Raw genomic sequence first — 13183 nt, 5'->3', positions numbered from 1 at the left:
GCGCGCGCGGGGCGCCATCATGGCGGGAACCGGGATCGGGCGGCTTGCCCTGTGGATGCAGCGCGCCCGGATCCCCCCGCGGGACGACGCGGAGGCGCCCGAAATCCCCTCGGGCACCGGCCCGCTGTTGCTGGTCCAGGTCGCCCCCGAGGCCCGCGCGGCCTTTGCCCAGGTGCAGCGCCGCCTGATGCGCAGCAGGCCCGACCTGCGCATCCTCGACGCGGGCGACCCGCCCCCGACCCAGGCCGAATCGCTGATGCAGGCCGGTCCCGCCGCCGTCCTGCTGATGGGCACGGACCTGCCCGCCGCGCTGATTCAGGCGGCCAGCCGCCGGAGCCTGCCGATCGTGCTGGCCGAAGGACGCTTTTCCCCCGAGGATACGGGCTGGACGCTGAAGGCCAGCGCGCGGCGCGAATTGCTGCGCCAGATCCGGGCGATCCTCGTCACCGACCCGGCCAGCCGGGCGATTGCCCTGCGCATGGGCGCGGACCGCAGGCGCGTGACCCTGACCGGCCCGGTCGCCGAGATCCGCGACCCGCTGCCCTGTTCCGAATCCGAGCGCAGCGTCATCGCCCAGCTTCTGCGCGGCCGCCATGCCTGGCTTGCCGCATCGGTCCCCCCGGACGAGGAACAGGCCGTCCTGACCGCCCATCACGCCGCACTGGCCCAGTCCCACCGGGCGCTGCTGTTCCTGGCCCCCCGCGATCCCGACCGCATCGCCCCCCTGGCCGAGGCGATCGAGGCCAGCGGCCTGGCCGTCGCCCGCCGGTCCCTGGACGAGGATCCGACCAACGACGTGCATGTCATGCTGACCGACGGCCCGACCGAGATGGGCCTGTGGTATCGCCTGGCCCCCGTCACCTATCTCGGCGGCACGCTGGGGGGCGACGACGCCGCCGCGCGCCACCCGTTCGAACCCGCCGCCCTGGGATCGGCCATCGTCCACGGTCCCCATACCGACCGTTTCGCGGCCGAATGGCAGCAGTTGCGCGATGCGGGGGCGGCGCGGCAGGTCGCCGATGCCGACGACCTGGCGGCCGCCATCGCCGAACTGTCCCAGCCCGACCTGATCGCGACGCTGGCCAGCAACGCCTGGACCGTCAGCACCGGCGGCGCGGACGTGACGCTGCGCATCTGCGCCCCGGTCCTGGACGCCATCGGAAAGACCGCGCCATGAGACGCGCCCCGGCCTTCTGGTATCGGCGCCCGCCCAGCCTGGCCGCGCGCCTGCTGTCGCCGCTGGGCGCCGCTTACGCCCGCGCCACCGCGCGCCGCCTGGCGGGCGGGGCGCGGGCGGCGGTCGGCGTGCCCGTGATCTGCGTGGGCAACCTCAATGCCGGGGGCACCGGCAAGACGCCAACGGTGATCCACCTGCAACAGGCGCTGCAAGCGCGCGGCATCGCGGCGCATGTCGTCTCGCGCGGCTATGGCGGCAGCGCGGCCGGCCCGCTGCGGGTGGTCGAATCCCGCCACGACGCCGCCCTGACCGGGGACGAGCCGCTGCTGATGGCGGCCTTCGGCCCGGTCTGGGTCGCCAGGGACCGTCTGGCGGGCGCGCGGGCGGCGGTGGCCGAGGGCGCGGGGGCGATCATCCTGGACGACGGCTTTCAGGATCCGGCGCTGGCCCATGACCTGTCGGTGGTCGTGGTCGACGCCGCCAAGGGCTTCGGCAACGGGCTGTGCATCCCTGCCGGTCCCCTGCGCGAACCCGTGGCGGCGGGCCTGGCGCGCGCCGACCTGCTGCTGTCCATCGGCCCCGAGGACGCCCAGGCCCGCTTCGCCGCCCCGCCGGGCCCGCCGCAACATCTGCGCGGCGCCCTGGCCCCCCTGGCCATGGGCATGGACTGGCAGGGCCACCGCGTCCTGGCCTTCGCGGGGATCGGCCACCCCGAGAAATTCTTCGCCACCCTGGCCGGGCTGGGCGCCGACCTGGTCCGGGCCGAGGCGTTGGAGGATCACCAGCCCTTCACCCCCGCCCTGCTGACCCGGCTGGAAACGGAATCGCGGCTGCTGGGCGCGCAGCTTGTCACCACCGAAAAGGACGCGGCGCGCCTGCCCCGGTCCTTCCGGCCCAGGGTGATGACCCTGCCTGTGCGGCTTGCCATCGACGACCCCGCGCCGCTGGATGAGGCGGTGGACCGGCTGTTTCCGCGCAGCTGATCTTTGCAATCCGCCCCGCAATCCCGATATAGGGCAGGACCGGGCCACCACGGCCCACAGGGAAAGACACAGGCATGTCGCAGAACGCCATTCAACGGCTGGGCTTCTATCTGCTGGTCCTGGTGACGCTCTATGCCGCGTTCGGGGCGGGGTAAGGACATGGCGCAACGCTTTGGCGGACGGTATTCGCCCGGCTTGGGACCGCAGGACGGCAACCGCAACCCCCCGCCTGCGGCGCCGATCCGGCACCCGCTGGCGTCCCGGCCCAAATATGTGACCATCGCGGCGCTGCCGTTCCTGTTCGGGGCCTTCTTCCAGGATCCGGCGGGCATGGCGGCCAACCTGGCGGCCTTCGGCGTGATCGCCAGCGGCATGTGGATGACCAGCGAGGGCCTCGCCGCCGAGGCCGCCTATCAGGTGCGCCGCGTCGCCCGCCGCCCGGCGATCCCGCGCAAGCTGTTCGGCAGCGTCCTGACCGGCCTCGGCCTGGGCCTGGGGATGGCCGAACCGGGCAGCCTGGCCGGCGCGGGCATCGTCGGCGCGACCGGGATGGTGCTGCACTGGCTGGCCTTCGGCGCCGATCCGATGCGCGACAAGGGCATGGCGGGCGTGGACGATTTCCAGGGGGAACGCGCCCAGAAGATGATCGACGAGGCCGAGGGCCATCTGGCCCAGATGCGCGAGGCGGTCCGCGGCACCGGCGACCGCCTGCTGGAGGCGCGGGTGGACCGGTTCGCCGCCACGGTCGGCGATCTGTTCGACCGCGTGCGCAGCAATCCGGGCGATCTGTCGGCGGCGCGGCGATACCTGGGCGTCTACCTGATGGGCGCACGCGACGCGACGGTCAAGTTCGCGGACCTCTATCGCCAGACCCAGGATCCGGCGGTGCGGGCCTCCTACGAGACGTTCCTGGACGATCTGGAAAAAGATTTCAGCGCCAAGTCGCGCCGCCTTCTGGAAGGCGACCGGACCGACTTGGAAATCGAGATCTCGGTCCTGCGCGACAGGCTGGCGCGAGAAGGGGTGCGCGCCGCCGAGGCAACGGGCGAGCCCGCGCAGCTGGACGCGCCGCGCACGGAAACCGCGCGGTTCCTGGACGGCCTGCTTTCCCCCGGCCGGGACAAGGCCCGCTGACCCGCCGATGCCGCGCTTTGCGTTGAAGATCGACTATGACGGCCGCCCCTTCGCCGGATGGCAGGCCCAGGCCGACCAGCCCTCGGTCCAGGGCGCGGTCGAGGCGGCCCTGGCCGGACTGGACCCCGGCTTTGCGGCGGGCGCGCGGATCGCGGCGGCGGGGCGGACCGATGCGGGCGTCCATGCCACGGCGCAGGTCGCCCATGCCGATCTGGCGCGCGACTGGGATCCGTTCCGGCTGGCCGAGGCGCTGAACTTCCACCTGAAGCCCGCGCCGGTCGCCGTGCTGGCCGCCGCCCGCGTGCCCGAGGATTTCCACGCCCGCTTTTCCGCCACCGAGCGGCGCTATCTGTTCCGCCTGCAAGCCCGCCGCGCACCCGCCACCCATGATCGCGGGCTGGTCTGGCAGGTGCTGCATCCGCTGGACGCGGACGCCATGCGGCAGGCGGCGGCGCATCTGGTCGGGCGGCACGATTTCACGACCTTCCGATCCGCGATGTGCCAGTCGGCCAGCCCGGTCAAGACGCTGGACGAGATCCGGATCGAGGAAAGCCCGATCCCCCATGGCCGGGAATACCGCTTTCACCTGCGCGCCCGGTCGTTCCTGCACAACCAGGTCCGCTCCATCGTCGGCACGCTGGAACGCGTCGGGGCGGGGTCGTGGCACCCGGATCGCGTGGCCCAGGCGCTGTCGTCGCGCGACCGCGCCGAATGCGGCCCGGTCTGTCCGCCGCATGGTCTGTATCTGTGCGGCGTCGGATACCCGCGCGATCCGTTCGCGTCCTAGGACCGGCCCCGCTTTCCGGGCCGGTCGTCCTTGTATCCGGGGACGATCCCGAGAGTGTTCCACATGACTTGCGCCACCATGGCAAAGGGGTCACTGTCGGCACGGAAAAGAACCACACGAAAGCGGATGATGCGGAAATTTCTTGTCATGCTGGACGACAGCCGGGAATGCCTGAACGCGATGCGCTTTGCGGCCATGCGGGCGTCGAATTCCGGCGGCGCGGTGACGGTGCTGGCGGTCATCCCCCCCAACGAGATCCAGCACGGCTTCGGCGTCGCCGACGTGATGCGCGCCGAGGCCTATGAACGGATCGAGGCGCATTTCGAAGTTTACGCCAAGTGGATGAGAATGCGCCCGAAAGTCGAGCCGGAACTGGTCATCCGCGAGGGCGATCCGGCCGAACAGCTGCTGGCCTATCTGAACGAAGACCCGGAAGTGGGCATCGTCGCCATGGGGCTGGGGTCGGACCGTTCGGCCCAGAATCCGGTTCTGACGCGGCTGATGCGCGACGCCGCGACCCTGCCCTGCCCGATCACCCTGGTGCCCGCCGACATCTCGAAGGAGCGGCTGGAGGCGATCACCTGACCCCCGCCCTGCTTGACCCGCAGGCCCGCCATAGCCATATCCGGTCCAAAGGAGCCTTGGCCAATGTTCATCCAGACGGAAACCACACCGAACCCCGCCACGTTGAAGTTTCTTCCCGGCGAAATCGTGATGGAGGACGGCACCGCCGATTTCCCTGCGCCCGACAATGCCGCCGGCTCGCCCCTGGCGCGGCGCATCTTTGCCGTGGGCGGCGTGACCGGCGTGTTCCTGGGCCGCGATTTCGTGACCGTGACCAAGGAAGACGACCAGCCCTGGGACCACCTCAAGCCCTCGATCCTGGGCGCCATCATGGAACATTTCCAGTCCGGCGCCCCCGCCGTCGAGGGCAAGGCGGAACAGTCGGGCCATGCCAGCCATGACGGGCCTGACGCCGAAATCGTCACCCAGATCAAGGAACTGCTGGACACGCGCGTCCGCCCGGCGGTGGCCCAGGACGGCGGCGACATCACCTTCCACGGCTTCGACCGGGGCGTGGTCTATCTGCACATGCAGGGGGCCTGCGCGGGCTGCCCGTCCTCGACCCTGACGCTGAAGATGGGGATCGAGAACCTGCTGCGCCATTACATCCCCGAGGTGGTCGAGGTCCGGCCGGTTGCCTGATCCGATCGCCCTTGGCTTCGACACATCGGCCGCGCATTGCGCGGCCGCTTTGCTGCGGGGCGACGCCGTTCTGGCCCAGATGTCCGAGGCGATGGCCAAGGGCCAGGCCGAACGGCTGTTCCCGCTGCTGGAAGGCCTGCTGGCCCAGGCGGGGCTGGCCTGGCGCGACCTAAACGTGATCGGCGTGGGCATCGGGCCGGGCAATTTCACCGGCATCCGCATCGCCGTCGCGGCGGCGCGCGGGCTGGCGCTGTCGCTGGGCATCCCGGCGGTGGGCGTCACCGCGACCGAGGCGGCGGCCGTGGATCTGCCCCGTCCCTGCCGCGTGGTGCTGCCCTTGCGCGCGGAACAGGTGGTCTGGCAGGATTTCGGCACCGGCGGGGGGGACCGTCCGCAGCAAGCTGCGGCCGGTTCGCTGCCGCCCGGCCCCGCGCAGGCTGCGCCTGCGGTCCCGCCCGCCGTGGCCATCGCCCGCCTCGCCCTGGCCCGCCGCGCCCATCCCGGCCCCCGCCCCGCCCCGCTGTATCTGCGCCCCGCCGACGCCGCACCCGCCCGCGACGCAGCCCCGCTGATCCTCCCGTGACGCCCGACGACCTGGCCGCGATCCACGCGCGCTGCTTCACCCGCCCGCGCCCTTGGGCCGCCGCCGAGTTCGCCGCCCTTCTGGACAGCCCCCGCGCCTTCCTGCTGGTCCGCCCCCAGGGCTTCCTGCTGGGCCAGACCGTCGCGGACGAGGCCGAACTGCTGACCCTGGCCGTCGCCCCCGACGCGCGCCGCCGGGGCATCGCCCGCGATCTGGTCGCCGGATTTGCCGCCACGTCACGGGCGCGCGGCGCGGCCCGCGCCTTCCTGGAGGTGGCGGCCGACAACGCCGCCGCGCAGGCGCTCTATCATGCGGCGGGGTGGCGGGAATCGGGGCGCAGGCGGCGTTACTACGGCCCGGATCTGGACGCCGTCGTGATGTCCCTGCCGCTGGCGCCCGGCCAAGAAGGCGGTTGACCGGCTGCGGGGGATGCGCCCTAATCGGGCCATCACGCGGGCGGCTTGAATCGCCTGCGAACAACAGGATGAGGTTTCCTTATGTCCCTGACGACATCGCTGCTTGCAGGGGTCGCGCTGACGGCATTGGCGGGCGGCGCGGCCTTGGCCGATCCGGCGCTGATCTTCGATCTTGGCGGCAAGTTCGACAAATCCTTCAACGAGGCCGCCTTCGCCGGCGCGCAACGCTGGGTCGAGGAAACCGGCGGCAGCTACAAGGAACTGGAGATGCAGTCCGAGGCGCAGCGCGAACAGGCCCTGCGCCGCCTGGCCGAGACCGGGGCCAATCCCATCGTGATGACCGGCTTTGCCTTCGGCGACGTGCTGAACCAGGTGGCCCCCGATTACCCCGACACCCAGTTCGCGATCATCGACACGGTGGTGGAACAGCCGAACGTCCAGTCGGTCGTCTTCACCGAGGAACAGGGCAGCTATCTGGCCGGGATCATGGCGGCGCAGGCGTCGAAATCGGGCACCGTGGGCTTTGTCGGCGGCATGGACATCCCGCTGATCCATAAATTCGAATGCGGCTTCGCCCAGGGCTTCAAGGCCGCCAGGCCCGACGGGACGGTGCTGATCAACTATACCGGCACCACCCCCGCCGCCTGGAACGACCCGGTCAAGGGCGGAGAGCTTGCCAAGGCCCAGATCAGCCAGGGCGCCGACGTGATCTATGCGGCGGCGGGCGGCACCGGCATCGGCGTGCTGCAAGCGGCGGCGGATGGCGGCATCCTGTCGGTGGGCGTGGACAGCAACCAGAACCACCTGCATCCGGGCAAGGTGCTGACCTCGATGGTCAAGCGGGTGGACAACGCGGTCTACGACGCCTTCAAGAACGGCGTCCAGCCCGGCGTCAAGGTCATGGACCTGAAGGCCGAGGGCGTGGACGTGGCCATCGACGACAACAACAAGGCCCTGATCACGCCCGAGATCCAGGCCGCCGTGGACGAGGCCCGCGCCGCGATCACCGGCGGCCAGATCGCGGTCCACGACTACATGACCGACAACGCCTGCCCGGTCCGGTAAATGGCGGCGACGGTGGAACCACGGGGGCGGCTGGAAACGGCCGCCCCTGCGGCGATCGAACTGCGCGGCATCTCCAAGGCTTTCGGGCCGGTTCAGGCCAACCGCGACATCGACCTGCGCGTCGAACGCGGCACGATCCACGGCATCATCGGCGAGAACGGCGCGGGCAAATCGACGCTGATGTCGATCCTGTATGGATTCTACAAGCCCGACAGCGGCGAAATCCTGGTGGGTGGCCGCGCCCTGACCATCGCCGATAGCCAGACCGCGATCCGCGCGGGCATCGGCATGGTCTTCCAGCATTTCAAGCTGGTCCCGAATTTCACCGTGCTGGAAAACATCATCCTGGGGGCCGAGGACGGGCGGCTGCTGCGCCCCTCGCTGGCCAAGGCGCGCGGCGTGCTGAAACGGCTGGCGCAGGAATACGAGTTGAACGTCGATCCCGACGAGAGGGTCGAGAACCTGTCTGTCGGCCACCAGCAGCGCGTCGAGATCCTCAAGGCGCTGTATCGCCAGGCCGACATCCTGATCCTGGACGAACCGACCGGCGTGCTGACCCCGGCCGAGGCCGACCACCTGTTCCGCATCCTGGAAAGCCTGCGGGCCGAGGGCAAGACGATCATCCTGATCACCCACAAGCTGCGCGAGATCATGGCGATCACCGACAGCGTGTCGGTCATGCGGCGGGGCGAGATGGTGGCCTCGGTCAAGACGGCGGACACCAGCCCCGAGGAACTGGCCGAACTGATGGTCGGGCGCAAGGTGCTGCTGAACGTCCAGAAGGCCCCGGCGACGCCTGGCGCCCCGGTGCTGGAAATCCGCAACCTGCGCCTGGTCGATGCGGCCGGGGTGGAGCGTCTGCGCGGCATCGACATGGAGATCCGCGCGGGCGAGATCCTGGGGATCGCGGGCGTCAGCGGCAACGGCCAGACGCAGCTTCTGGAAATCCTGGGCGGCTACCCGGAAAAGGGCAGCCGCCTGTCGGGCGAGATCCGCATAAACGGCGCCCCCCTGCCCCTGTCGGGCGGCGCCTGCAACGCCGCCGAGCGCCGCCACCGGGGCATCGGACACATCCCCGAGGACCGGCAGGCCGAGGGGCTGATCATGGATTTCGCCGCCTGGGAAAACATCGCCTTCGGCTATCACGACGCGCCGGAATACGGGCGCAGCCTGCTGATGGACCGCGACGCGATTCGCCGCGATGCTCAGGGCAAGATCGCGCGCTTCGACGTGCGCCCGCCGACCTGCGACCTGGCCGCGCGGAACTTTTCCGGCGGCAACCAGCAAAAGATCGTCGTCGCCCGAGAGATCGAGCATAATCCCGACCTGCTGCTGATCGGCCAGCCCACGCGCGGCGTGGACATCGGCGCGATCGAATTCATCCACAAGCGCATCGTGGACCTGCGCGACGCGGGCAAGGCGATCCTGCTGGTCTCGGTCGAACTGGACGAGATCCTGTCCCTGTCGGACCGCATCGCCGTGATGTTCGACGGGCGCATCATGGGCGAACGCCTGCCCGGCCAGGCCACCACGGGCGAGCTGGGCCTGCTGATGGCGGGAATCGATCCGGCCGCCGCCCCGCCGCAGGACGGGATCGCCCCCGCCCGGCACCTTTCAGAAGACCCCCAGACCCCCCGAGTATCCTGAATGACCCCGAAAGCGACCTGCCTTCTTTCCGTTCTGCTTCTGACCGCCTGCGCCGCCATGCCCGCGCCCCGGATGCCCAAGATGGACATCTGGCCCGACGGGGACGCGCCCGACCGCCTGGTGATGGCGGCCGAGGCCCGCGCCCAGACCCGCGCCCGCAATCCCGACGGGACATGGGCGGTGGCCGATCCGGTCCGGGATTCCGATTACGAGGACGATTTTCCGGGCAGTTGCACCAGCGACGCGCGCGGCACCGCCTGCGCCGACCAGGCCCCGGTTCAGGCCCCGGCGGGCGCGGCAACGGCGCCCCAGACCGCCGGCCGTGTCGCCATCGCCTTCGCCACCCTCTCCGACAACAGCCGCTGCACCGGCGAGGCGCGGCAGGGCCTGACGCGGGCCGAGGAAAACCTGCTGATCGTGCGCGGCTTTCCCGGCGCGGGCGGCGCCGTCCCCCGCGCCCGCAGCCTGGCGCGGATGGCGGGCAACGGCGACGCGATCACCTGGGACCAGATCGCCGATCCGCGCGCCTTCCTGGCCCTGTGCCACGGCATGAAAGGCTGAGCATGGAGAAGATGCCGAAATGGGCCGATATTCTGCTGACACCGCTGATCTCGCTGGTGCTGGCGATGGCGATTTCGGCGCTTGTGATCCTGGCCATCGGCGAAAGCCCGTGGGTGGCGCTGACCACGATGATCGACGGCGCGTTGGGGTCCAGCTATGGCTGGGGCTTCACGCTGTATTATGCGACGAACTTCATCTTCACCGGGCTGGCGGTGATGGTCGCCTATCACGCCAGCCTGTTCAACATCGGCGGCGAGGGCCAGGCGGCGATGGGCGGGCTGGGCGTGGCCCTGGTGCTGCTGTCGCTGCCCCTGCCGCATTGGGCGCTGGCCCTGCCCGCCGCGATGATCGGCGCGGCGCTGTTCGGCGCGGCCTGGGCGCTGATCCCCGCGTGGCTTCAGGCGAAGCGCGGCAGCCATATTGTGATCACCACGATCATGTTCAACTTCATCGCCGCCGCCCTGCTGAATTATGTGCTGGTGAACCTGCTGCGCCCGGTGGGCAGCATGGACCCGGCATCCGCCCGCTTCCCGAATGAAACGCATCTGCCCAAGCTGACCGACATGGCGCTGTCGCTGGGCATCGAATGGGGCAAGAACACCCCCGCCAATATCAGCTTCTTCGTGGCGGTCGCGGCCTGCATCCTGGTCTGGCTGCTGATCTGGCGCAGCCGCCTGGGATTCGAGATCCGCGCCTTCGGCAAATCCGAACCCGCAGCCCTTTACGCGGGCATCAGCCCGGTGCGCATCACCGTGATCGCCATGCTGATTTCCGGCGCCCTCGCCGGGCTGATGGCCATCAACAATGTCATGGGCGAGGCCGAGCGCCTGGTCCTGAACGCGGTCGAGGGCGCGGGCTTCATCGGCATCGCCGTGGCGCTGATGGGGCGCAACCATCCGCTGGGCGTGTTCCTGGCGGCGCTCTTGTTCGGGTTCCTCTATCAGGGCGGGGGCGAACTGGCGCTGTGGACCAGCATTCCGCGCGAACTGATCATCGTCATCCAGGCGCTTGTCATCCTGTTCACCGGCGCGTTGGACAACATGGTCCGCAGGCCGTTGGAGCGGATGTTCATGGCGATGCGGAAAAGGGGCGCGTGATGATCGACGCGCTTGCCCCCTATCTTCCGGCGTTCCTGGCCGCCTATGCCGTCCAGACCGTCGGCGCGCTGTCGCCGGGACCGGCCGTTGCCCTGCTGCTCGGCACCGGCGCGGACCAGGGCCGCCGCGCGGCGCTGGCGGTGACGGCCGGCATCGCCCTCGGATCGGGAATCCTTGCATTGGGCACTGCCCTGGGGCTGGGCCTGCTGCTGGAGCGGGTGGCGTGGTCGGGCACCGCGCTGCGTTATCTGGGCGCGGGCTATCTGGCCTGGCTGGCGCTGAAGGCGTGGCGCAAGGCGCTGCACCCGCCGCGCATCGCCGTGGCCACGGTGCGCAGACGCCCCACGGCCCGGCTGTTCCTGACCGGGCTGATCCTGCCATTGACGAATGTCAGCGCCATGGTCTTCTGGCTGGCCGCCGTCAGCGTCGGGCCCGCCCAGGTGGCGCCCTTCTGGGTGCATCTTCTGTTCGGTCTGGGCGGCGCGACCATCTTGGAGACGATCCATGGTGCCTATGCGGTCATGCTGTCCAGCCGCCTGGTCCGCCAAGCCTATAACGGCGCCCGCCGCTGGATCGAGGGGCTGCTGGGCACGGTCCTGGCCTTCATGGCATTTCGCATCGCGATGGAGCGCGCGTGATGGATCTGAACACCGTCCTGCAAATCCTGGACAGCGCGGTGCGGCTGATGACGCCCTTGCTGCTGGCCTGCCTGGCCGGGCTTTATTCCGAACGCGCCGGGGTCTTCGACATCGGGCTGGAGGGCAAGATGCTGATGGCGGCCTTTACCGCCGCCGCCGTCGCCGCGCTGACCGGCAATGTCTGGCTGGGGCTGATCGCCGGGCTGGCCGGATCGCTGGCGCTCGCGGCGGTCCATGGCACGGCCTCGATCACCTTCCGGGGCAACCAGTTGATTTCCGGCGTGGCGATCAACTTCCTGGCCTCGGGGCTGACGGTGCTGCTGGGCCAGAAGATCTTCGGCCTGGGCGGGCGCACGCCGAGCCTGACGCCAGGCGCGGAACTGGAGGCGCAGGTGACGCCCTTCCGCGCCTGGCTGTCGGGGATGACGGGGCCGGACACTGCGGCGGCGCTGACCGCCACGCCCCGCTTCGGCGACATCGCCCTGCCGCTGGCCGAGACCCTGCGCGGTGTGCCGGTGATCGGCCCGCTCTATGCCGAGGTGATCTCGGGCCACACGATCCTGGTCTATGTGGCGTTCCTGATGGTGCCGTTGACCTGGTGGGTGCTGTATCGCACCCGCTTCGGGCTGCGGCTGCGGGCGGTGGGGGAAAACCCGGCCTCGGTCGATACGGCGGGCGTGTCGGTCACGCGGCTGCGCTTTGCCGCCGTGGCGATTGCCGGGGTGCTCTGCGGGCTGGCGGGGGCCTATCTTGCGACCGGGCTGTCGGCGGGCTTCGTCAAGGAAATGACCGCCGGGCGCGGCTTCATCGCCTTGGCCGCGCTGATCTTCGCCAAGTGGCGGCCCTGGGGCGCGCTTGGCGCGACGTTCCTGTTCGGCCTCCTGGAGGCCATCGCCAACCGCTATCCGAACCTGGATCTGGGCATCGTCACCATCCCCTCGATGTTCATGAACGCCCTGCCCTATATCCTGACCGTGATCATCCTTGCCGGTTTCGTCGGCCGCGCCATCCCGCCCCGCGCCGGAGGAGAGCCCTATGTCAAAGAGCGGTGAGCTTGCCCGCCTGATCCGCGACCGCGCGGGCGATCGGGCGCCGGAATACGGGCTGATCCTGGGATCCGGCCTGGGGCCTCTGTCGGGCACCGTCGATGGCGTGGCGATCCCCTATGACAACCTGCCGGGCTTCCCCCATGCGGGGGTGTCCGGCCATGTCCCGCAACTGGTGATCGGCCAGTTGGAGGGCCGCCGGGTGGCGGTCTTCGGCGGACGGTCGCATTACTACGAATCGGGCCGCGCCGATGCGATGCGGCTGCCTTTGGAAACGCTTGTCGCGCTTGGCACCCGCAAGCTGATCCTGACCAACGCGGCCGGTTCGCTGCGCCCCGACATCCCGCCCGGCGGGCTGATGCTTCTGAACGACCACATCGCCTTCGCTGGCACCAACCCCCTGATCGGCGAGGAAACCGACGCCCGCTTCGTCCCGATGACCGACGCCCATGACGCGGACCTGCGCGCGGCCCTGACCGCCGCCGCGCAGGCCGAGGGGATCGAGTTGCCGCAGGGCGTCTATTGCTGGTTCTCGGGCCCCAGCTTCGAAACCCCGGCCGAGATCCGCGCCGCCCGGATCCTGGGCGCGGACGCCGTGGGCATGTCCACCGTGCCGGAAATCATCCTGGCCCGGTTCCTGGGGCTGCGCTGCGCCGCCGTCTCGGTCATCACCAACATGGGCGCGGGCCTGTCGGACGAATCCATCAGCCACGACCACACCAAGGCCATGGCCCCGCTGGGCGCCGCGAAACTGGAACGCATCCTGCGCCGCTTTCTGCGGGACACCTGACGCTTCTTCTTCACGCAAATATCCCCGCCGGAGGCTCCTGCCCGCGCAGCCCG

The 13183-nt window shown here is 70.2% G+C and carries 15 protein-coding genes; all 15 read left to right on the top strand.

What is annotated here, in order from left to right:
• Positions 1-19 precede the first annotated feature (19 nt).
• The 15 genes from PXD02_RS03350 to PXD02_RS03280 all read left to right on the top strand — a co-directional run bounded on the left by PXD02_RS03350 (position 20) and on the right by PXD02_RS03280 (position 13130).
• A complete protein-coding gene (locus PXD02_RS03350; protein WP_275105546.1) occupies positions 20-1177 on the top strand; it encodes a 3-deoxy-D-manno-octulosonic acid transferase in 1158 nt (385 codons plus the stop codon).
• Positions 1174-2160 carry a tetraacyldisaccharide 4'-kinase gene (gene lpxK, locus PXD02_RS03345; RefSeq protein WP_275105545.1) on the top strand — a complete coding sequence of 329 codons (987 nt, stop codon included), beginning with the start codon at positions 1174-1176 and terminating at the stop codon, positions 2158-2160. The genes PXD02_RS03350 and lpxK overlap by 4 nt, the downstream gene beginning before the upstream one ends.
• A gap of 159 nt (positions 2161-2319) precedes the next feature.
• Positions 2320-3294, top strand: a complete 975-nt coding sequence (locus PXD02_RS03340; RefSeq protein ID WP_275105544.1) for a 5-bromo-4-chloroindolyl phosphate hydrolysis family protein — start codon at positions 2320-2322, stop codon at positions 3292-3294.
• 7 nt (positions 3295-3301) lie between these two features.
• Positions 3302-4081 carry a tRNA pseudouridine(38-40) synthase TruA gene (gene truA, locus PXD02_RS03335; RefSeq protein WP_275105543.1) on the top strand — a complete coding sequence of 260 codons (780 nt, stop codon included), beginning with the start codon at positions 3302-3304 and terminating at the stop codon, positions 4079-4081.
• 129 nt (positions 4082-4210) lie between these two features.
• The gene (locus PXD02_RS03330; protein WP_275106344.1) at positions 4211-4666 is read left to right on the top strand and encodes a universal stress protein; all 456 of its coding nucleotides are present in this window, start codon (positions 4211-4213) and stop codon (positions 4664-4666) included.
• Between the two features lie 63 nt (positions 4667-4729).
• Positions 4730-5287 carry a NifU family protein gene (locus tag PXD02_RS03325; protein ID WP_275105542.1) on the top strand — a complete coding sequence of 186 codons (558 nt, stop codon included), beginning with the start codon at positions 4730-4732 and terminating at the stop codon, positions 5285-5287.
• On the top strand, positions 5280-5870 hold the full coding sequence (gene tsaB / locus PXD02_RS03320; RefSeq protein WP_275105541.1) for a tRNA (adenosine(37)-N6)-threonylcarbamoyltransferase complex dimerization subunit type 1 TsaB: 591 nt from the start codon (positions 5280-5282) through the stop codon (positions 5868-5870). The genes PXD02_RS03325 and tsaB overlap by 8 nt, the downstream gene beginning before the upstream one ends.
• On the top strand, positions 5867-6286 hold the full coding sequence (locus tag PXD02_RS03315) for a GNAT family N-acetyltransferase (protein ID WP_275105540.1): 420 nt from the start codon (positions 5867-5869) through the stop codon (positions 6284-6286). Before tsaB ends, PXD02_RS03315 begins: the two co-directional genes overlap by 4 nt.
• Before the next feature lie 81 nt (positions 6287-6367).
• Positions 6368-7351 (top strand): BMP family lipoprotein, encoded by a 984-nt coding sequence (locus PXD02_RS03310; protein ID WP_275105539.1) that lies wholly within the window; start codon positions 6368-6370, stop codon positions 7349-7351.
• A 12-nt stretch (positions 7352-7363) separates the two neighbouring features.
• Positions 7364-8998: an ABC transporter ATP-binding protein gene (locus tag PXD02_RS03305; RefSeq protein ID WP_275105538.1), complete on the top strand. Its 1635-nt coding sequence runs from the start codon at positions 7364-7366 to the stop codon at positions 8996-8998.
• On the top strand, positions 8999-9559 hold the full coding sequence (locus tag PXD02_RS03300) for a hypothetical protein (RefSeq protein ID WP_275105537.1): 561 nt from the start codon (positions 8999-9001) through the stop codon (positions 9557-9559).
• Between the two features lie 2 nt (positions 9560-9561).
• The gene (locus PXD02_RS03295) at positions 9562-10656 is read left to right on the top strand and encodes an ABC transporter permease (protein ID WP_275105536.1); all 1095 of its coding nucleotides are present in this window, start codon (positions 9562-9564) and stop codon (positions 10654-10656) included.
• Positions 10656-11294, top strand: a complete 639-nt coding sequence (locus PXD02_RS03290) for a LysE family translocator (RefSeq protein WP_275105535.1) — start codon at positions 10656-10658, stop codon at positions 11292-11294. The genes PXD02_RS03295 and PXD02_RS03290 overlap by 1 nt, the downstream gene beginning before the upstream one ends.
• Entirely contained in the window at positions 11294-12346 is a 1053-nt protein-coding gene (locus tag PXD02_RS03285) for an ABC transporter permease (RefSeq protein WP_275105534.1), read from the top strand. Before PXD02_RS03290 ends, PXD02_RS03285 begins: the two co-directional genes overlap by 1 nt.
• The gene (locus tag PXD02_RS03280) at positions 12330-13130 is read left to right on the top strand and encodes a purine-nucleoside phosphorylase (RefSeq protein ID WP_275105533.1); all 801 of its coding nucleotides are present in this window, start codon (positions 12330-12332) and stop codon (positions 13128-13130) included. The genes PXD02_RS03285 and PXD02_RS03280 overlap by 17 nt, the downstream gene beginning before the upstream one ends.
• Positions 13131-13183: the final 53 nt, after the last annotated feature.

The organism is Paracoccus sp. S3-43, from assembly GCF_029027965.1.
In the GTDB taxonomy this organism is placed as follows: Bacteria; Pseudomonadota; Alphaproteobacteria; order Rhodobacterales; family Rhodobacteraceae; genus Paracoccus.
The sequence above is the reverse complement of the archived record's forward strand: the minus strand, read 5'-3'. Positions and strand labels throughout refer to the sequence as shown.